17 protein-coding genes are annotated in these 20,132 nt (G+C 71.8%); 10 read left to right on the plus strand and 7 right to left on the minus strand.

From position 1 onward, the window contains the following. Positions 1-39: 39 nt before the first annotated feature. Entirely contained in the window at positions 40-2,196 is a 2,157-nt protein-coding gene (locus ACWD5F_RS36825; RefSeq protein WP_451260685.1) for a SpoIIE family protein phosphatase, read from the minus strand. 179 nt (positions 2,197-2,375) lie between these two features. Here ACWD5F_RS36825 and ACWD5F_RS36830 point away from each other — a divergent pair, with 179 nt between their 5' ends. Then, a complete protein-coding gene (locus ACWD5F_RS36830) occupies positions 2,376-4,835 on the plus strand; it encodes a SpoIIE family protein phosphatase (RefSeq protein WP_451260655.1) in 2,460 nt (819 codons plus the stop codon). Here the strand turns inward: ACWD5F_RS36830 and ACWD5F_RS36835 are convergent. Then, complete coding sequence (locus ACWD5F_RS36835; RefSeq protein ID WP_451260656.1) at positions 4,822-5,301, minus strand: MarR family winged helix-turn-helix transcriptional regulator; 480 nt, start codon at positions 5,299-5,301, stop codon at positions 4,822-4,824. The genes ACWD5F_RS36830 and ACWD5F_RS36835 overlap by 14 nt on opposite strands. Before the next feature lie 198 nt (positions 5,302-5,499). On the opposite strand from ACWD5F_RS36835, the gene ACWD5F_RS36840 reads away from it, so the two are divergent. The 4 genes from ACWD5F_RS36840 (at position 5,500) to ACWD5F_RS36855 (ending at position 8,761) form a co-directional block, all read left to right on the plus strand. Next, a complete protein-coding gene (locus ACWD5F_RS36840) occupies positions 5,500-6,468 on the plus strand; it encodes an alpha/beta hydrolase (RefSeq protein WP_451260657.1) in 969 nt (322 codons plus the stop codon). 79 nt (positions 6,469-6,547) lie between these two features. Beyond that, the gene (locus ACWD5F_RS36845; protein WP_401710549.1) at positions 6,548-6,721 is read left to right on the plus strand and encodes a hypothetical protein; all 174 of its coding nucleotides are present in this window, start codon (positions 6,548-6,550) and stop codon (positions 6,719-6,721) included. A gap of 99 nt (positions 6,722-6,820) precedes the next feature. Then, positions 6,821-7,888, plus strand: coding sequence for a glucose-1-phosphate thymidylyltransferase (locus tag ACWD5F_RS36850; RefSeq protein ID WP_451260658.1), 1,068 nt, complete (start codon positions 6,821-6,823; stop codon positions 7,886-7,888). A gap of 69 nt (positions 7,889-7,957) precedes the next feature. Beyond that, positions 7,958-8,761, plus strand: a complete 804-nt coding sequence (locus ACWD5F_RS36855) for a class I SAM-dependent methyltransferase (RefSeq protein ID WP_401710543.1) — start codon at positions 7,958-7,960, stop codon at positions 8,759-8,761. A gap of 61 nt (positions 8,762-8,822) precedes the next feature. Here the strand turns inward: ACWD5F_RS36855 and ACWD5F_RS36860 are convergent, their stop codons facing one another. From ACWD5F_RS36860 to ACWD5F_RS36870, 3 genes are all read right to left on the minus strand, one after another. Continuing rightward, on the minus strand, positions 8,823-10,775 hold the full coding sequence (locus ACWD5F_RS36860) for a glycosyltransferase family 2 protein (protein ID WP_451260659.1): 1,953 nt from the start codon (positions 10,773-10,775) through the stop codon (positions 8,823-8,825). 119 nt (positions 10,776-10,894) lie between these two features. Beyond that, a complete protein-coding gene (locus ACWD5F_RS36865; RefSeq protein ID WP_451260660.1) occupies positions 10,895-11,479 on the minus strand; it encodes a hydrolase in 585 nt (194 codons plus the stop codon). Between the two features lie 93 nt (positions 11,480-11,572). After that, a complete protein-coding gene (locus ACWD5F_RS36870; RefSeq protein ID WP_451260661.1) occupies positions 11,573-12,034 on the minus strand; it encodes a MarR family winged helix-turn-helix transcriptional regulator in 462 nt (153 codons plus the stop codon). Between the two features lie 149 nt (positions 12,035-12,183). Between ACWD5F_RS36870 and ACWD5F_RS36875 the strand changes: the two genes are divergently transcribed. Further along, positions 12,184-12,684 (plus strand): metallophosphoesterase family protein, encoded by a 501-nt coding sequence (locus tag ACWD5F_RS36875; RefSeq protein WP_451260662.1) that lies wholly within the window; start codon positions 12,184-12,186, stop codon positions 12,682-12,684. 61 nt (positions 12,685-12,745) lie between these two features. After that, complete coding sequence (locus ACWD5F_RS36880) at positions 12,746-13,660, plus strand: aminoglycoside phosphotransferase family protein (protein ID WP_451260663.1); 915 nt, start codon at positions 12,746-12,748, stop codon at positions 13,658-13,660. Between the two features lie 62 nt (positions 13,661-13,722). Here the strand turns inward: ACWD5F_RS36880 and ACWD5F_RS36885 are convergent, their stop codons facing one another. Next, complete coding sequence (locus tag ACWD5F_RS36885) at positions 13,723-14,823, minus strand: XdhC family protein (protein ID WP_451260664.1); 1,101 nt, start codon at positions 14,821-14,823, stop codon at positions 13,723-13,725. Positions 14,824-15,077: 254 nt separating this feature from the next. Between ACWD5F_RS36885 and ACWD5F_RS36890 the strand changes: the two genes are divergently transcribed. Together ACWD5F_RS36890 and ACWD5F_RS36895 are read left to right on the plus strand one after the other, a co-directional pair. Then, positions 15,078-17,066, plus strand: coding sequence for a GTP-binding protein (locus ACWD5F_RS36890; RefSeq protein ID WP_451260665.1), 1,989 nt, complete (start codon positions 15,078-15,080; stop codon positions 17,064-17,066). Between the two features lie 93 nt (positions 17,067-17,159). Then, on the plus strand, positions 17,160-19,016 hold the full coding sequence (locus tag ACWD5F_RS36895) for a cellulase family glycosylhydrolase (RefSeq protein ID WP_451260666.1): 1,857 nt from the start codon (positions 17,160-17,162) through the stop codon (positions 19,014-19,016). A 120-nt stretch (positions 19,017-19,136) separates the two neighbouring features. Here the strand turns inward: ACWD5F_RS36895 and ACWD5F_RS36900 are convergent, their stop codons facing one another. Further along, entirely contained in the window at positions 19,137-19,385 is a 249-nt protein-coding gene (locus tag ACWD5F_RS36900; RefSeq protein ID WP_451260667.1) for a hypothetical protein, read from the minus strand. A gap of 110 nt (positions 19,386-19,495) precedes the next feature. Here ACWD5F_RS36900 and ACWD5F_RS36905 point away from each other — a divergent pair, with 110 nt between their 5' ends. Continuing rightward, entirely contained in the window at positions 19,496-20,131 is a 636-nt protein-coding gene (locus ACWD5F_RS36905; RefSeq protein WP_451260668.1) for an aldehyde dehydrogenase family protein, read from the plus strand. Position 20,132 lies beyond the last annotated feature (1 nt).

Raw genomic sequence — 20,132 nt, forward strand, 5'->3', positions numbered from 1 at the left:
TCCGGCGGGAGGGCCGGACCGCATTCATGTGTCCGTCCTTCATGGGCCCGTCGGAGTCGCCCTCAGCAACAGCAGCGCCACGTCGTCCACCCGCTCCCGGGCCGCCGTGCTGTGCCGCACGAGGTGGTCGGCCAACTCCTCCAGCGGCAGGTCGCCCGAGGACGTGAGCAGTTCGCCGAGGTCGGCCAGCGCGTCCTCGATGTCGACGCCCGGGGACTCGATCAGACCGTCGGTGTAGAGGACGAGCACGGAGCCGGGGGCCAGGTCGACCTCCGTCGTCGGATAGGTGGCCGCCTCGTCGATGCCGAGCAGCGGACCGCCGGCCAGGTCGAGGACCCGTACCCGTCCGTCCGGTCGGCGCAGCAGCGGCGGCGGATGGCCCGCGCGTGCCATCACCGCACGCCCCCGCGCCGGATCCAGCCGCAGATAGAGACAGCTGGCGAAGAGGTCCGCGCCCAGGTCGATCAGCAGCCGGTTGGTGCTGCGCATGACGTCCTCGGGAGCCTGCCCGACCGTGGTGTACGCCCGTACGGCGGTACGGATCTGGCCCATGAGGCCGGCCGCGGTCACGTTGTGCCCCTGGACGTCCCCGATCACGGCCGCCGCCACTCCGTGCGAGGGCACCAGGTCGTAGAAGTCGCCGCCGATCTCCATGCCCTGGGTCGCGGGCAGATAGCGCGCGGCGGCCTCGATGCCGGGCAGCGTCGGCAGAGTGCTCGGCAGCAGCGCCTCCTGAAGCCCGTGCGCGAGCTGGTGCTTGGCGTCGTAGAGCTGGGCGCGCTCCAGGGCCTGGGCGACGAGCCCGCCCAGACTCGTCAGCACGGCCCGCTCGTCCGCGGGGAACGGGTGCCGCTCGGTGTAGGCGAGCACGCAGGTGCCCACGGTCCGCCCTGAGGCGATCAGCGGAAGGTACGCCCAGGCCGCGAAGCCGTCGGGGGAGTCGAGCCGCCCCGGATACAGGCGCTCCAGTTCCCCGCGTGAGTCGAAGAACGCCGGCACGCCCGTGGTGAGCACGTGCGTGCCCGGCGTCCGCTCGGCCAGCGGCAGCCCGTCGAACCGCTCCACGACGTGCGCGTCCGGATAGCCGCGATGCCCCAGCACATGCAGCCGCCCCGCCCGCGAACCCAGCACGACCAGGGCCTGGCTGCCCACGGCCGGCGCGATCTCGTCCGCGACCAGCTGCACCACGTCCTGCACCCCCACCGCCTCGGTGAGCGCGCCCGCCAGGCTGAGCACCTGAGAGATGGTGACCAGCCGGGGCGCGGCGTCACCCGGCTGCGGCCCGGCGCGGTTCATCTCCGCCACCGGCCGCGCCCTGGTGATCCGTACGCTCAACCCGGTCGTACTGGGATGCAGCCGGAACGACAGCCAGTCGCCCGGCGGACGCAGCGCCATGAACGAGGTGGTGTGCTGGCTGAGCAGCGCGGCCCGGTAACGGTCCTCGTACACCGGGTCGTTGAGCCAGGGCACCGACGCCCACAGCTGGGTGCCCAGCAGCGCGCTGACCGGGACACCGATGAGTTCGGCGGCGGCCGCGTTGGCGAAGCTGATCCGGCCGTGCAGATCCAGCGAGCACAGCCCGTACGGCAGCCGTGCCACCATTCGGGCCGCCTCCAGCGTGCCGAGCGTCCCCGCCGCGCCCGCCGGCGGGGGAGTGGCCAGCAGATCGTGCTCCGGAAACACCGGACGGTTCTCCTCGACGGCCCGTTCCAGCCGCACCGCGAGCCGGTCGCAGGCCGCGGTCAGATGGCCCCGCTCCCGGTCGGACAGCTCCGGCGGATGGGAACCGGGCCAGGTCACGAACACCGCGCCGTACGCCGTCGACCGCGTCGCCACCGGCAGCGCGGCCAGCGCGAAGGGGTACGGCAGCACCACCGCGATGCGCGGATAGCTGCGCGCCATGTCCTCCTCGCCGCCCACCCAGACCAGCCGCCGCTCCCGCACCGCCTGCGCCACCGGGATCGGCGCGCTCAGCCCGACCCGCTCCCACGGAGCCGCGAACGCCCGGGGCAGCCCCGCCATCACCGACATCTCCAGTACGGGCTCGTCGGCGGCCAGCAGATACACCGCGCCGGAGTGCGCGTGCACCTCGTCCATCATCGAGGCCAGCGCCAGGGACAGCAGCGGCCGGCCCACCCGCGCCCTCGCGGTCGCCGGCGACTGTGCGGACGTATGCCCGTCGGACACGCCGACCACCTCCTCGCACGGCCGCGCGACGGGTCCCAGGGACAAATCTGCCTCCCCCGGGCCGGACGCGCACGGCGAGCGGAACGGCCCGGAGAACCACCGCAGGTTCGGTACGTATCGGGCGGACCGGCCCTTCGGCCTCCACGGAACGTCCACAGGGGCTGCGCAGGCGCCGCATACGCGCTGTAATGACGGACGTGGTCAGTGAGGGCGCTGCGGGACGCGGAACGAGAACGTTGCGTGCCGAAAGCGCCCTGAAAGCGCTCACGTCCGAACCGACATCGCTCGATCGGGTGCGCCGCGTCCTGGAACAGGCGCTCGTCTTCGCGGGCGCCTCGCTCGCCGCCTTCTACACCCCCGCGCAGGACGGCGACGTGCTGTGCCTGGTCGAGTCGGCCGGCGTACCGCGGACCCTGTTCGGACTGCGCGACGGCTACCTCCTCACGGGCGGCTCCCCGGTGGCCGACGCCCACCGCACCGGGAACGCGGTGTGGCTGGGGCCGAAGGAGCTGTCGGGGAGCGCGGAGTCGCGGCGCACGTCCGCGCGGGACTTCTTCCTGGCCGTGCTGCCCGCGCGCGGGGACGCCGGCGGCGGCTGCCTGGTGGCGGTGAGTGAACGCCCCGAGGGGTTCGACACCGACGACCGCAAGTCTCTTGAGCTGATCGCCGACGCCGTGTCCTGCCCGGCCGCGGACCGGGCCGCGGAGGGCGGGGAGCTGCCGGCCAACGCGTTCGGCCTGGCCATGGACACCGGACGCGTCGAGGTCGGCGACGAGATCCTCGACCTGTTCGGCCTCACCCGTGACGACTTCGACGGCAAGGTCGAGACCCTGCTCGGTCTCGCGGTCCCGGAGGACCTGCCCTCGCTGATGTCGGTGGTCGAGGCCGACCACATGTCCATCGGTGACCGTGAGCTGGAGTTCCGGGTGCTCCAGCCCTCGGGACCGCCCAAGTGGCTCAGGCTGAGCGGACGTCTGGTGCCCGGCGGCGAGGGGCGGCCCGCCCGGCTCGTGGGAACCGTCGCCGACGCCTCCAAGCTGCGCTCCGACGTCACGGACGTGGCCCGTGTCCAGCGCCTGGCCGCCGCCCTCGCCACCGCGGGCACCGTGCGCGACGTCAGCCAGGCCGTGGTCTCCGCGCTGCGCAAGCCGCTGCACGCCGACCGGATCGCGCTCGCCGAGCTGGAGAACGAGCGGCTCGTCGTCATCGTCCTCGACCCGCCCGAGCCGGAGTCCTGGCCCGAGCTGTGGCGCCTGGAGTGGCGCTCGGAGTGGCCGGACGCGCCCGTTCGGAGCATGCCCACCCTCGCCGCCGCCCTGCGCGAGGGCCGCGCCCGGATCTGGCCGGCCGGCAGTGACCTGGAACCCGCGCTCGCCGAGGTCGGCCCCGGCGGCCTGGCCGTTCTGCCGCTGCCCGCCGGGGGCCGCATGGCCGGCGCCTGCCTCATCGGCTGGGACGCCCCGCACGACTTCGGCACCGACGAACGTGCCCTGCTCACCGCCTCCGCGGGCCTCGCGGGCCAGGCCCTGCTGCGCGCGCACGCCTTCGACGCCGAGCACGAACTCGTCGGCATGCTCCAGCGCCAGCTGCTCCCGCGCCGCCTGCCCACCCTGCCCGGCGCGGCCGCCGTCGCCCGCTATCTGCCCACCACGGCCGGTCTGGAGGTCGGCGGCGACTGGTACGACGTGATCCCGCTGCCCGACAACCACGTCGCCCTCGTCATTGGCGACGTCCAGGGGCACAACGCGGGCGCCGCCACCCTGATGAGCCAGATGCGCACCGCCCTGCGCGCGTACGCCGTCGAGGGGCACCCGCCGGACGTCGTGGTCTCCCACGCCAACCGCCTCCTGATGGACCTGGAGACGGACCTCTTCGCCACCTGCTGCTACGTCGACGTCGACATGGAGGAGGGCTTCGCCTGGTACGTCCGCGCCGGACACCTCCCGCCGGTGCTGCGTCACCCGGACGGCGGTATCGAGATCCCCGACGTCGAGGGCGGGCCGCCGCTCGGCGTGGTCGCGCAGGCCGACTTCCCGATGAGCCCGCTGCGCCTCCAGCCCGGCACCGTCATCGCGCTGACCACGGACGGCCTCGTCGAGTCCTCCGACGCCGACATCGACGAGGGCCTCGACCGGCTCGCGCACGAGCTCTCCGCCGCCGACCCCGCCCACCTCGACCTCGTCGCCGACGCCCTGCTCGTGGGCGCCCGCCGCAGCGACGACGTGGCCCTGCTCCTGCTGCGCTACGACGGCATGACCCTGCGCCCGCTGCGCGAGACCTGGACGGTGTGGCGGGTGCCCGAGGCCGTCGGCCACGCCCGCCGCTTCACCCGGCGCGCCCTGCGCGGCTGGGGCGTGCCACGGGACGACATGGACGCGGCCCTGCTCGTCGTCTCGGAGCTGGTCACCAACGCCCTCGTGCACACCGACGGCCGGGTCCGCCTCGACCTCACCCTGCTCGGCGACCGGCTGCGCGTGGCCGTCGCCGACTCCTCGCCCCGCACCCCGGTCAAGCCGACCAGTATCGGCTGGGAGGCCACCGGCGGGCGCGGCATCCTCCTCGTCGAGGCCATGTCGGGAACCTGGGGGACCGTGCCCGTCAGTGGAGGCAAGCAGGTGTGGGCCGAACTCTCGGTCAGCCGTTCGTGACGTTGGCCGTGATCAACCGCAGCAACTGCTTGGCCAGGACGTCCTGTTCGGGCGTGAGACCCATGGCGTCGCCGATGGCGAGCGGGACCGTCGCCGCGCGGTCCCGCAGGGCGGCGCCCGCCTCGGTGAGCCGGATGGCGACCGAGCGCTCGTCCTCCGCCCGGCGCTCCCGGCGCACAAGACCGCTCGCCTCCAGCCGCTTCAGCAGCGGCGACAGGGTGCTGGACTCCAGCTGGAGCGAGGCCCCGAGGTCCCGTACGGAGATCGAGTCCTGCTCCCAGAGCACGAGCATGACCAGGTACTGCGGGTAGGTCAGGCCGAGTTCGTCCAGGAGCGGGCGGTAGCGCGCGGTGACGGCGCGGGAGGCGGCGTACAGGGCGAAGCAGAGCTGGTCGTCCAGGAGCAGCGATCCCTGGCTCGGCTCCACGCCCAGCTCCACGCTCGGCTCCACTGAGGCTTGGCTCACGGCACGGCTCCCGGTTGCTGTCCTGTTCACGACGGTCACCACCCTAGTCACCACCCTAACGGTCAGGTCCTCTCGATTCTATCGTGCCCTAATTAGTTGCGCGCGACTAAAACGAGGGCTACTGTCCATGGCGTGCCGCACCACCGGCTCCCGCACCTCCGCCGGAGCCGTCGCGGCACCCGTACCGAGGAGGCAGTCATGACCGACAGCACCGCACCCCGCCCCGTCCTCGAACCCGCCGCCCAGGCCTTCGTCGAGGCCACGGCGAACCCGCCGTACCTGTTCGACCTGGCGCCCGCCGAGGGCCGCAAGGCGGTCGACGAGGTCCAGTCCGGCGACATCGAGAAGCCCGCCGTGGACGAGGAGTGGATCACCGTCGAGGGCGGCCCCACCGGCCAGGTCCGCGCCCGGATCGTCAAGCCGGCGGGCACCACCGCCACCCTTCCGGTGATCCTTTACATCCACGGCGCCGGCTGGGTCTTCGGCAACGCCCACACCCACGACCGACTGGTGCGCGAACTCGCCGTCGGCGCCGGTGCCGCGGTCGTCTTCCCCGAGTACGACCTCTCGCCCGAGGCCCGCTACCCGGTGGCGATCGAGCAGAACTACGCCGTGGCCCGCTGGATCGTCGAGCAGGGCGCGGGCAAGGGCCTCGACGCCTCCCGGCTGGCCGTCGCCGGCGACTCGGTCGGCGGGAACATGACCGCCGCGCTGACCCTGATGGCCAAGGAGCGCGGCGACGTCCCGCTGGTCCAGCAGGTGCTGTTCTACCCGGTCACCGACGCGAGCTTCGACACCGCCTCCTACCACCAGTTCGCCACCGGCTACTTCCTGCGGCGCGACGGCATGCAGTGGTTCTGGGACCAGTACACGACCGACGAGAGCGAACGCGCACAGATCACGGCATCGCCGCTGCGTGCCACCACCGACCAGCTCACCGGTCTGCCGCCGGCCCTGGTCATCACCGGCGAGGCCGACGTCCTGCGCGACGAGGGCGAGGCCTACGCGGCCAGGCTGCGCGAGGCGGGCGTGCCGGTCGTCGCGGTCCGCTACCAGGGGATCATCCACGACTTCGTGATGCTCAACGCCCTGCGCGGGACCCACGCCGCCGGAGCGGCCATCGCACAGGCCGTCGCCACCCTGCGCACCGCGCTCGGCACCGCCTGACCGAAGGGGCGTTTGTCCCCGGCACCGCCGGGGACCCGTCCCGGAGCAGTCAACGGATGCAGAGAAGAGATGAACCGCGGTGACCTCGCCCCTCAGTGACAAACCCGTCGTCCGCCGGCCCCGCACCGGCTGGTCCAAGGCCCGCCGCCCGCTCGGCGCGGTCCGCACCTGTCTGCCCGCCGTCGAGGAGCGGGTCGGACCGTACGTGGTGCCCGTGGGGCCGGAGTGGAACATCGTGCGCGGCGAGGACTGAGCGTCACCTGGAGTCCACCGGGCCGCCATGCCTGATTCGTGACCATCGAGCGTCACCGTCCCGCGTCACACCCGGACGATCGAGGCTAAGGTGAAGCAGATGAAGGCTCTTGTGCTGTCCGGCGGAGCCGGTACACGCCTGCGGCCGATCACGCACACTTCGGCGAAGCAGCTCGTGCCCGTGGCCAACAAGGCCGTGCTCTTCTACGGACTGGAATCGATCGCCGCGGCCGGCATCACCGAGGTCGGCGTCATCGTCGGGGACACCGCCGCCGAGATCGAGGAAGCCGTCGGCGACGGCTCCAAGTTCGGGCTGCAGGTCACCTACATCCCGCAGGAACGGCCGCTCGGGCTGGCCCACGCGGTGCTGATCGCGCGGGACTGGCTCGGCGACGACGACTTCGTGATGTATCTGGGCGACAACTTCATCGTCGGCGGCATCAGCGCCCTCGTCGACGAGTTCCGGCGCGACCGCCCCGCCGCCCAGATCCTGCTCACCCAGGTCGCGGACGCCCGCGCCTTCGGCGTCGCCGAACTCGACGCCACGGGCCAGGTCGTCGGCCTGGAGGAGAAGCCGGAACACCCCAAGAGCGACTTCGCCCTCGTCGGCGTCTATCTGTTCACCCCCGTCGTCCATGACGCGGTGCGCGCCATCCGCCCGTCCTGGCGAGGGGAGTTGGAGATCACCCACGCCCTCCAGCACCTGATCGACACGGGCGCCGACGTACGCAGCACGGTCATCCAGGGCTACTGGAAGGACACCGGCAATGTCACCGACATGCTGGAGGTCAACCGGACCGTCCTGGAGACCCTCGAACCCCGCACCGACGGGGAGGTCGACGAGGAGTCCGAACTCATCGGACGGGTGGTCGTCGAGGAGGGGGCGCGGATCGTGCGCTCCCGGATCGTCGGACCCGTTCTGATCGGCGCCGGCACGGTCGTCGAGGACTCCTACGTCGGCCCGTTCACCTCGGTCGCCGAGAACTGCGGCATCACCGACAGCGAGCTCGAGTTCTCCATCGTGCTGCGCGACTCCTCGATCCGCGGCGTGGGCCGCATCGAGAACTCCCTGATCGGCCGGCACGTGGAGGTCACTCCGGCCCCCAGCGTGCCCAGCGCCCACCGGTTCGTCCTCGGCGACCACAGCAAGGTGCAGATCCATTCATGACCGTTGTCGCCGACGGCCGCGCCGCCACCATGCACGGAGCAAAGCCACACATCCGCTAGGAGTCCCTTCGTGAATCGCCATGAGTTCCTCCGGGAACTGCACAAGGCCACCGCCAACCGCAACTACCTGGAGATCGGGGTCAACGACGGACGCAGCCTCGCGCTGTCACGCGTCCCGAGCATCGCGATCGACCCCGCGTTCAAGGTGGTCACGGAGGTGCGGAACGACGTCCACCTGGTGAAGGCCACCAGCGACGACTTCTTCAAGCGCAACAACCCGCTGGCCCACCTGCGCAGCGGCCGCCACCCCCTGCGCAACCTGCGCCGGGGCCGTAAACCCTTCGGCTACTGGCGGCGCACCACCCTCGACCTGTCCTTCATCGACGGCATGCACCTCTTCGAGTACGCGCTGCGGGACTTCATCAACGTCGAGAAGCACTCCGACTGGGCCAGCGTCATCGTCTTCGACGACATGCTGCCGCGCAGTATCGACGAGGCCGCCCGGGACCGGCACACCAAGTACTGGACCGGTGACGTCTACAAGGTCGTCGAGATCCTCAACCGCTACCGTCCGGACCTGGTGACCGTCCTCGTCGACACCCAGCCCACCGGCCAGCTGGTCGTCTTCGGCGCCGACCACACCAACACCGTGCTCAGCGACAAGTACGACGAGATCATCGCCGAGTTCGAGGTGCCCGACCCGCAGAAGGTGCCCGAGGCGATCCTTGAGCGCGTCCAGGCGGTCCAGCCCGAGACGCTGACCCGCGCGGACTTCTGGCGCCCGCTGGTACGGGCCCGCAACCTCGGCCTCGGCCGCTCCCGGGGTTGGAAGCCGCTGAGCTCCGCGCTGGGTCAGATCACCGGCGGTCGCTGACCCTTTCGCCCCGCGCAGGACGCGCCCTTTCGGGAGAGCGGTCGGCCTGCGCGGGGCGCGGTCATGTTCCTCGGTTCGCGTCCGCGGATGCCTTACGGCCGATGGTGACGGCGAGCAAGCGCCGTACCCGGCGGGCGAGTTGACGTACGACGCCGGGTCGGGGCGGCCGTACGACCTCGACCGAACCGGCCGCGGCGCGCAGGGCGAGCGGCAGCGGCAGGAAGCGCGGCTCGTCGGCGTCGGGGGTCAGACACAGCGCGGCACGCCAGGTGGCGCCGTCGAGTCGGTCGACCGGCAGGGCGGCCTCCAGGACGGCCCCGTCGGCGGCCGGGGAGAGCGTGCCCGGTGTCTCCACCGAGGCGTCGGAGGACGTGAGCTTCAGCAGGACGCGGGTCCCGGCGGGGGTGTACAGCGGCAGCGGCACGCGCAGTCGGCCGGCCGAGGCGTCGGTGTCCTCCGGGCTCAGTCCGTTCAGGCCGAGCCGCTTGACCGCCCGGTCGACGTCGAGCGAGAGAGTGCCGTGCCGGTCCGTCCAGTACGGCAGCACCACACGGTCGGCCACCACCCCGGCCGCCGTCGCCGCCCGGGCCTTGCGCGGGCCGGGACCGACCCGGCTCTCCTTGGTCCAACCGCCCAGCCTGATCCGGGCGTAGGTGTCCCACAGCCCGCCGTGCAGCGGGGCGCCGCCCGCCGCGTTGGCCGCGTCGACGGTGACCACCCCGCGCAGCACCAGCCGGACCCGCCCGCTGTCCTCGACCGGCACGATCTCCCGGGTGACCTCGACGGGCTGGAAGTACTGGGCGCCGGTGGCCCGTTCACGCAGCAGCAGATCCGCGCTCGCCCGGCCGAACCGGCTCACCGCCCCGGCCCCCACCCTGGCGATCGCGTCGGCGACATCACGGGGCGGCTCGTCCGGCCTCGTGCGCACACTGCCGCCGGGATACGTCAACGACGTACCGTCCGCGGTGAGTTCGGCGGCGAAGTCGAACCGCAGCAGACCGTCCCGCCACTCGACGCGATCGGGCGCCGCCGCCAGTTCGACACCGGCCTCCCACTCCGCGAACGCCGTCACGTCGTCGAGCCGGTCCGCGGCGACCAGCGCGGCGACGACCTGCTGCGTCGGCTGGAGCCCGGCGGCGACACCGGGCCCGAAGCGCTCCACGACGACCTGGCGGATCTCCTCGAAGAGCTTCCTGCGGTGGTCCTCCGGCAGGGCGAGCAGGCGCCGGCCGCGCAGCCGGTCCACCATCTCCACCCGCAGCCAGCGCCGGTAGAGCCGGTCGCGCACCGGGCCCGGTTCGGTGTACCGCTCGACGACGTCCAGCGCCTCGCGGAGGTTCTTGTAGTAGCCGGCCGGGTCGAAGGGCTGGATGCCCGCCTTGGAGTGGTCGTCGCGCCTGCTGTGGTAGTAGCAGACGTAGTCGCCGATCACGGAGACGTTGGCCGCGCGCAGATAGGCCTCGGTCACGAAGACGTGGTCGTCCAGGCGGCGCCGGCCCTCCGGGAACCGTAGGCCGATGTCGTCGAGGAACGCCTTGCGGTACATCTTGTGCGGGGTGAGGCTGTCGATGAGCGGGGCGTCCGCGACGCTCGCGCGCGGCAGGTTGTGGCGGAACAGCTCCACCGGCACCGGTCGCCCCCGCGCGGCCATCTTGCCCACGACCACGTCGGCGCGGTTGGCCACCCCGTACCCGTACATGCGCTCCAGGGCCTCGTCGCCGAGGACGTCGTCGTGGTCGACGAACATCACGTACGTGCCGCGGGCGGCGGCGATGCCGACGTTGCGGGGCTTGCCGGACCAGCCGGAGTTGTCCTGGTGGACGACCCGGACCCGGGGGTCGGCGGCGGCGAGCGCGTCGAGCCGGGCCGGGGTGGCGTCGGTGGAGCCGTCGTCGACGAAGATCACTTCGTAGGCGTCGGGCGGCAGCGACTGCTTGAGCACTGAGGCGATGCAATCGCCGATGCGGGCCCCCGGGTTGTGGACGGGGACGATGACGCTGACCTTGACCGGCATCGGGCTTCCGAGCCCCCTCGGGTCGCTCGCCGTACGGTTGGTGCGGGTGGCCAGATGCTAACCCGGGAGAGGGCCCCGTCCCCCTCGCACCTTCCTGTCGGGACGGTGACTTTGCGGCGTCAGTCGTGTGTCTTGGCGAGGAGTTCCAGGATCTCCGCCGTGCTGCCCCGCTCACCCAGACGCGGGAAGATCCGCTCGATGCTGTTGTCGTGCGCCTCGCTGCTCAGGTCGCTCATCGCGTCGGTGGCCAGCGTGACGTGGTAGCCGTGCTCGTAGGCGGCGCGGGCGGTGGACTCGACGCCGATGCTGGTGGCGATGCCCGTCAGCACGATCTGGGTGACACCGCGCCGGCGCAGCTGGACGTCGAGGTCGGTGCCGTGGAACGCGCCCCAGTTGTGCTTGGTCACGGTGATGTCGCCCGCGTGGCCCGCGAGTTCACCGACGATCCGGTCCCAGCCCTCGGGCGGAGACCCGGTCCGTCCGGTGGCCTCGGTGCGCCCGGAGGGGGCGTCCGCGCCGTCGGCGGCGAACGAGACCCGGACCAGGACCACGGGCAGCCCCCGGTCACGGAAGGCGTCGGCGAGCGCGACCGTGCGGGCCACGACCTCTTCGCCGGAGTACGGCTGGGTGGGCGCGCCGACTATGCCGGCCTGGAGATCGATCACGACGAGGGCGGTACGCGGGTCGAGGGCGGTGACGGTCATGGACGTGCCTTTCGGGAGAGTGCGGTGGTGCTGGGGGAGGGGGGTGAGCGCGTTCGGTTCCGGGCCCTGTCGGACGACTGCGACGAGGCCCTGCTACTCCTGCGTCAGCCGTTCCAGCAGAGCCAGCCCCTCCAGGAGCCTGCTCCGCTCGGCCTCGGTGAACCGGTCCTGGAGGGCCCGGGCCAGCCATTCCTCGCGTGCCTGCTGATCGCCGTCGACGCGTCGGCGCCCGGCGTCGGTCAGGGTGACGAGCTGACGGCGGCCGTCGTCGGGGTCCTGGGTGCGCCGGATCAACCCCTGCCGGTCGAGCGCGGCGAGCGTGGTCGCCATGGATTGCGGACGCACGCCCTCGGCCGTGGCCAGCGCACTGGCCGTGGCGGCGCCCTGTTTGGCGACCAGGGTGAGCGCGGACACCTGGGGCGGCGTGAGCTCGTCGTTCTCCGCGACCACCCTGATCCGGCGGCGCAGCCGGCTGAACACCACCCGCAGGTCGCGCGCGGCCCGGGCCGCCGAGTCGGAAATGCCGGCGGGCGGGTCGGTGGCCGATGCGTTCATGGGCCCACCGTAAGACCGTGATCCGGAAACTGTCCAGCCCAGACTGAACAGTTTCAACTGTAGACCTGGTCGAGCGCAGACCTCCGTCGAGTCCAGACCTCCGTCGAGCCGGCCGAGCGGACTTCCGCCACCCTCCCTAGGCTGACCCCGTGCGCCTCCTTCTCATGTCCGACACCCACCTCCCCAAGCGCGCCAAGGAACTGCCCGCGCCGCTGCTCGCCGAACTCCCGCGCGCGGACGTCGTGTTGCACGCCGGCGACTGGGTCGACACCGCCACCCTCGATCTGCTGGAGGACCGCTCCCGCCGCGTCGTCGGCGTGTACGGCAACAACGACGGGCCGCCCCTGCGCGCCCGGCTGCCCGAGGTGGCGTACGCCGAACTCGGCGGCCTGCGCTTCGGCGTCGTGCACGAGACGGGCGCCGCCCAGGGCCGGGAGGCACGCTGCGCCGCACGCTTCCCCGACCTCGACGTGCTCGTCTTCGGGCACAGCCACATCCCCTGGGACACCACCGCCGCCACCGGCCTGCGCCTGCTCAACCCCGGCTCCCCGACCGACCGCCGACGCCAGCCGCACTGCACGTACATGACCGCCACGGTCGCCGACGGCCGGCTCACCGACCTGGAACTGCACCGCCTGCCCCCGAGATAGCACCCACCGGTGCCGGGTAATTCGCTGGATCTGCGGCCACCGCCCGGCTGAGATGGACGGCATGCTGATCGATGCCCCGCTCGTACGCCGTCTGCTCGCCGCCCAGTTCCCGCACTGGGCGGACCTGCCCGTCGCCCCGGTTCCGCTGTCGGGCATGGACAACGCCACCTTCCGGCTCGGCGACGACCTGTCCGTACGGCTGCCGCGGTACGCCCACTGGGTCGGCCAGGTCGAGCGCGAGCACCGCTGGCTGCCCCGCCTCGCCCCGCAGTTGCCCCTGACCGTCTCCGAACCGGTCGCGATGGGCGAGCCCGGCGAGGGCTACCCCTACCCGTGGTCCGTGTACCGCTGGCTGGAAGGCGAGACTGCGACCGACGAGAACCTCGCCGACCCCGTCCGTACCGCCCTCGACCTGGCCGGATTCCTGCGCGCGCTGCAAGCCGTCGACGCCACCGGGGGACCCGGTCCCGAGGCCAGCAACGCCTTCCGTGGGGTCCCGATGGGCGACCCGCGCGACTCCATCGCCGTCGAGGCACGCGTCCGGCCCAAGATCGAGAAGCTGAGGACGACCGGGCTGGTCGACACCGACGCCCTCACCGAGGTCTGGGAGGCCGCGCTCGCCGCGCCCGCCTGGGACCGGGCCCCGGTGTGGATCCACGGCGACCTCGACGCGGGCAACCTCCTGACCAGGGACGGCCGGCTCAGCGCCGTCATCGACTTCGGGACGCTGGCCGTGGCCGACCCCGCGGTGGACCTGGTGCCCGCCTGGAAGTTCCTGCCCGCCGAGGTCCGGGACACCTTCCGCGAGGCGGTCGGCGCCGACGACGCCACCTGGGCACGGGGCCGCGGCTGGGCGCTCGCGGGCTCGCTCCCCGTACCGGACGACCCCTTCTTCCGGGACCATCCGGCCCGGACCAAGGCGGCGCTGAACCACCTGGAGCGGATCCTGGCGGACTACCGGGAGACCGGAGCCTGACGGCGTCCGGCCAGGTCAGGCTCGCCGTCGCCTTTGTGCGGACGACAGCAGCCGTGCGCCGCCTACGGCGACGGATGGATCTTCCCCGCCGTGGCCGAGAGCGGCGAGCCGCTGCCGCCCCAGCGCAGGGCGATGATCTCGGCCGCGACGGACACCGCGACCTCCTCGGGCGTACGCGCCCCGAGGTCGAGTCCGACGGGGGAGCGCAGCCGGGACAGTTCGGCGTCGGTGAGGCCGGCGTCGACCAGGTGCCGCATCCGGTCGTCGTGGGTACGGCGGCTGCCCATCGCCCCGATGTAGGCGGCCGGCCGGCGCAGCGCCTCCGTCAGCAGCGGCACGTCGAACTTGGGGTCGTGGGTCAGCACGCAGACGACCGTGCGCTCGTCGGTGTCGGTGCCGTGGAGGTAGCGGTGCGGCCAGTCGACGACCACCTCGACGCCCGCCGGGAAGCGTTTCGGCGTGGCGAAGACCGGGCGGGCGTCGCACACGGTGACGCGGTAGCCGAGGAAGCCGCCGATGCGGGCGACCGCGGCCGCGTAGTCGATCGCGCCGAAGACCAGCATGCGGGGCGGTGGGGCGAAGGAGTGCAGGAAGACGGCGACCGTGTCCTCGCGGCGCTCGCCGTCCGGACCGTAGTGCCGCAACCCCGTTGCGCCCAGGGCGAGTTCGCCCCGCGAGTCGGCGGCGACGGCGAAGTCCAGACCGGCCGACCCCAGCGTGCCCGAGACCCCGTCGGTGCCGACCACGAGGGTGGCCCCGCGCGGCGCGGGCCCGTCGACCACCGTCGCGACGGTCACCGGACGGCCGGCGGCGACGGCCTCCGCCACCGCCGGGAACGTCGGATCGGTCTCCGCGGTGACGGGCCGGACCAGCAGCGTGATCTCGCCGCCGCAGGTGAGCCCGACCGCGAACGCGTCCTCGTCGCTGTACCCGAAGGTCTCGAGCCGTGCCTCGCCGCTCGCCACCACCTCCTGGGCGAGTTCGAAGACGGCTCCCTCGACACAGCCGCCGGACACGCTCCCCACGACCTCGTCGCCGGGCCCGACCGCCATGGCCGCGCCGGGATCGCGCGGCGCGCTGCGGCTGACGGCGACGACGGTCGCGAGGCCGAACGGCACCCGGTCCGCATACCACTCGCTCAACCGCGGGAGGATGTCACGCACGCTCCGCTCCTTAAGACAGGCCCAGGTCAGCCGGTGTGCCGACGGTGAGATCAAGCGTCGCATCCGGGCCACGAGCGACTCCGTATCACCACGCTTCGCATCATCACGCTCCCGGTTAATCCGTTGGCATCGCGGGCGCCGGTCTGCTGCACTGCTCAGGCACCCCTACCGAAGGATCCGAGGAGCTGAGATGCGCGCACCGTTCATGTCCACCCAGGAAGGAAGCACCCCCTATCCAAAGGACATGACGCTTCGTGCACTTGCTCAACCTCGGCATCCTCGCGCACGTCGACGCAGGTAAGACCAGCCTGACCGAACGGCTGCTGCACACCGTCGGCGTGATCGACGAGATCGGCAGCGTCGACGACGGGAACACCCGTACCGACACCCTCGCGCTGGAGCGCCGGCGCGGCATCACCATCAAGTCCGCCGTCGTCTCCTTCCAGGTCGACGACGTGACGGTCAACCTCATCGACACCCCCGGCCACCCGGACTTCATCGCCGAGGTGGAGCGCGTGCTCGGCGTGCTCGACGGCGCCGTGCTCGTCGTCTCGGCCGTGGAGGGCGTCCAGGCGCAGACGCGCGTCCTGATGCGGACGCTGCGGCGGCTGGGCATCCCGACCCTGCTGTTCGTGAACAAGATCGACCGGCGCGGGGCCCGCCAGGACGGTGTGCTGCGCGAGATCGCCGACCGGCTCACACCGGCGATCGTGCCCATGGGCACGGCCGAGGGGCTCGGCACGCCCGGCGCCCGCTTCACGCCGGGACTCGCCCCGAGCGCGCTCGACGTCCTCGCGTCCCAGGACGACGACGTCCTGTCCGCGTACGTCGACGGCACCCTCTCCCACGACCGTCTCCGCGCGGCACTCGTCACCGGCACCCGTCGGGCGCAGGTCCATCCGGTGTACTTCGGGTCCGCGATCACCGGCGCGGGCGTCCGTGAACTGGTCGCCGGGATCGGGGAGTTGCTGCCGCCGGCCGACGGGGACGCCGAAGGGCCGGTCTCCGGCACGGTGTTCAAGGTCGAGCGGGGCCCGGCGGGGGAGAAGGTGGCGTACGCCCGGATCTTCGACGGCACCCTGCGCACCCGCGACCGTGTGCCCTTCGGTGCGGCCGGGACGGAGGACGCGGCCCGCCCGGAGGGCAGGGTCACCGCGATCACCGTCTTCGACCACGGCACCGACGTCCGCGACGACGCCGTCCCCGCCGGACGCATCGCCCGGCTGTGGGGTCTGACCGACGTACGCATCGGCGACACGATCGGTGAACCCCGGGACACCCAGGGGCACTTCTTCGCTCCGCCGACCCTGGAGACGGTCGTCGTCCCGGGCGCGGACACGGACCGTGGGCGACTCCACCTCGCCCTCGGTCAACTCGCCGAACAGGACCCGCTGATCGACCTGCGCCACGACGAAGTGCGCCGCGAGCTGTCCGTGTCGCTCTACGGCGAGGTGCAGAAGGAGGTCATCCAGGCGACGCTCGCCGACGAGTACGGACTCGACGTCACCTTTCGGGAGACCACCACCATCTGCGTCGAGCGACCGGCCGGCTCCGGCGCGGCGGTCGAGTACAACAAGAAGGACGACAACCCCTTCCTGGCCACCGTCGGCCTGCGCGTCGACCCCGCCCCGACCGGCTCGGGCGTCGACTTCCGCCTCGAGGTGGAGCTGGGCTCCATGCCGTACGCCTTCTTCAAGGCCGTCGAGGACACCGTCCGCGAGACCCTCGGACAGGGCCTGTGCGGCTGGCGGATCCCGGACTGCACGGTCACCATGACCCACTGCGGCTACTCGCCCCGGCAGAGCCACGCCCACCAGGGCTTCGACAAGAGCATGTCCAGCACCGGGTACGACTTCCGGGGGCTGACCCCGCTCGTCCTGGTCGAGGCGCTGCGGCGGGCGGGGACGCGGGTGTACGAGCCGATGCACGCGTTCCGTGTCGAGGCCCCGGCGGACACCCTGGGCGCGCTGCTGCCGGTGCTGACCTCGCTGCGGGCCGTGCCGGAGAGCACCGAGACGCACGGCGGCGTCTGTGTGCTGACGGGCGCGGTACCGGCCGGCCGGGTGCACGAACTGGGCCGGCGGATCCCCGGACTCACGCGTGGCGAGGGCGAGTTGGAGAGCGCCTTCGACCACTACGCGCCGATCACGCACGGCACGGTGCCGACCCGGTCGCGTACCGACCACAACCCGCTCGACCGACGGGAGTACCTGTTGAACATGACCCGACGAGTCGGGAGTTGAGGTGACTGGGGCGAAACAGGTCCGAAAATCCTGAAACTTACTCAAGAGTCAGAAGTATTGACGGTGTCGGGAAATCCCCGGACTGTAGTGGACATGCCGAATATCCGGGCTCGTCTGCTCGTGGTTCTGGTTGTCCTCTGTGGATTCCTGACGGTGGTGGGCGCCTCGCCCGCCACCGCCGCCACCGTCCCCGACTCCCTCTCGTTCGACGGCACGACCCTCACCGTGTCGAACGGCCGCTTCGTCGACGCCACCGGCCGCGAGGTCGTACTGCGCGGCTACAACGTCTCCGGCGAGACCAAGCTGGACGAGAACAACGGTCTGCCCTTCGCCTCGGTGGCCGACGCCAAGAAGTCGGCGACCGCGCTGCGCGCCCTCGGCGGCGGCAACGCGGTCCGCTTCCTGCTGTCCTGGGCCTACGCCGAACCCGTCCGCGGTCAGGTGGACACGGCCTACCTGGCCGCCGCGACCGCGCAGATGCAGGCCTTCCTCGACACCGGCATCCGCGTCTACCCCGACTTCCACCAGGACCTCTACTCCCGGTACCTGTTCAACACGGGCAGCTGGTACACGGGTGACGGAGCCCCCAAGTGGGCGGTGGACCTGGGCAGTTACCCGCAGGAGTACTGCGGGATCTGCTTCTTCTGGGGGCAGAACATCACCCAGAACGCGGCCGTGACCAAGGGGCAGTACGACTTCTGGCACAACAACTACGGCCTTCAGGACGCCTTCCTGGCCACGGCGCAGTCCACGATGACCTACCTCGCGCAGCACCTGACCACCGCCGAGTTCGCGGGCGTCGTCGGCTTCGACCCGTACAACGAGCCGTTCGCGGGCACCTACGACTCCGGCCAGGCCTCCCGGACCTGGGAAGCGAGCCTGCTGTGGCCCTTCTACCAGAAGTTCCGGGCCCGGATGGACGCGGCCGGCTGGCAGTCCAAGCCCGCCTTCGTCGAGCCGAACCTGTTCTGGAACTCCAACATCGACTCCCAGAAGCAGGAGGGCGGCCTGCTGGACGCGGGCACGCTCGGCTCGCGGTACGTCTTCAACACCCACTTCTACGACCAGAAGGCCATCTCCGGCATCCTCATGTGGGGCAACGCGTCCGACGGCCAGTACGCGACCGACTTCGGCACGATCCGCGACCGCGCCTCGGCCGCCGGGACCACCGCGATCGTCAGTGAGTTCGGGCACCCCCTGAACGGGACGGTCGCCGGCAAGGCGCCGACGGTCCTGAAGGCGGTGTACCAGGCCCTGGACTCCCGTGTCCCCGGGGCGAGTTGGTGGACCAGCCCGGCGAACTCCGGTCCTGTCCTGTCCGGTTCCCAGTGGCAGTGGGACATCTACAACGGCCGCCACCACGAGCTGATGAACGACAACCCCGACAAGGTGCTCACGTCCGGCGACGCCTGGAACGACGAGGACCTCTCCGCCGTCAGCATGACCGACTCCGGCACGGTGGCTCTGCGCCAGGACGCCCGGCTCCTGGACCGGATCTACCCGAGCGCGACCTCCGGCTCCACGGCCGCGTTCACCTACGAGGACCGCTCCCGGGACGGGTCGACGACCCTGACCTGGAACCCCGTACCGAGTTCACTCCCGAACGTGTCCTCGCTGGTGGGATCCGGCCAGTACAGCCTGCTCGTGTGGCGCTCGGGCAGCGCCACGGCACCCACCGAACTGCACCTCCCGGCGTCCTTCCCGACAGCGACGACCACGGTCGTCTCCGACCTGGGTACGGCCTACGCGCCGCCCGCCTACACCTCGTCGACCCCGGTCGGCGTGGCCCCGGAGCCCGGCGGCACCGGCAGCCGCCGGCTGCTGCTGACCGACTCCGACTCCGGCGTCCTGCACTACGCGCTGGTGACCAACGGAGCGACCGCACCGTCCGCCACCCTGCTGAGCGCGGCGAAGTCCGAGCTGGCGACTTGGGCGGCGGCGAAGTTCTGAGAAAGGGAAGTGGCAAAAGGTTCTGAGGAAGGCGAAGGCCCGGCCAGGCCCTCGACCGGTCGACTCCGGCGGGGGTCGGCCGGGTCGGGGGCCACCTGTCGGTATCGGCCAGCAGCCCGATCACGTAGACCGTGATCGCACGCTCGAGAGTCGCGGCGAAGGAGTCGGGAGGAACGCGAGACTCGCGTCGGTGGCGTAGGCGGCACGCACGGCCTCCGCCGGGTGGCTGTGCGTCCACAACGCCCCGACGAGAACGATGGTCATGCTGGCCGCTTCGGCGGCCTTCCCGTCGTCGAACTCGGGCAGGATCTCCTGGAACATGCCCGCCAGACCGGCGAGACCAGCCTGGGCCTCCCGCTTGTACTTCATGGCCAAGTCGGCGGAGACGTTGTGCTCGAGGATGCCACTCCCTCAACGTCGTCACCGGGCTCGGCCCCACGGTCGGCATCGCCCTCGAACTGGGCGGCAAGAGCCCGCTGTTGGTCTTCGCCGACGCCGACCTCGACGCTGCCGCGAGGGCGGCGGCGATGGCCGTCCTGATCAACTCCGGGCAGATCTGCTCCGCGACCACCCGGCTGCTGGTCGAGCGCGGTGTGCAGGACGAGCTGGTAGGTCGTATCAGCGCGATCCTGAGCGACAAGCGGCCCGGCGAGTACTTCGGCCCGATTGTCACTCCACCGCAGTTCGACAAGGTGCTCGGGATGCTCGCCACCGCACGGCAGGAGGGCGCCCGATCGGCCGTCGGCGGGCACAAGTGCGAGGACGGGGTGCCCGAGCGGGGGCGCTACATCCAGCCGACCGTGCTCACCGACGTCAAGCCCGACATGCAGGTGGCACGGGAGGAGACCTTCGGGCCGGTGCTGGTCGCCCTGCCGTTCGACACCGAGGACGAAGCCGTCGCCCTCGCCCACCGCATCGAGGCCGGCCAGGTCACCGTCAACGGCGGCGCCATCGGCGTCGAGACACCGTTCGGCGGCTACAGGATGAGCGGCATCGGCCGGGAGAAGGGCATCGAGGCCCTCTACGAGTACACCCAGCTCAAGACGGTCAGCGTCACCCTGCCGGGGCCCGCCACCCAGGTGACGGGCCGCCCGGGCCTAATACTCCAGCTGTAGA

Source organism: Streptomyces sp. NPDC002499 (assembly GCF_053595415.1).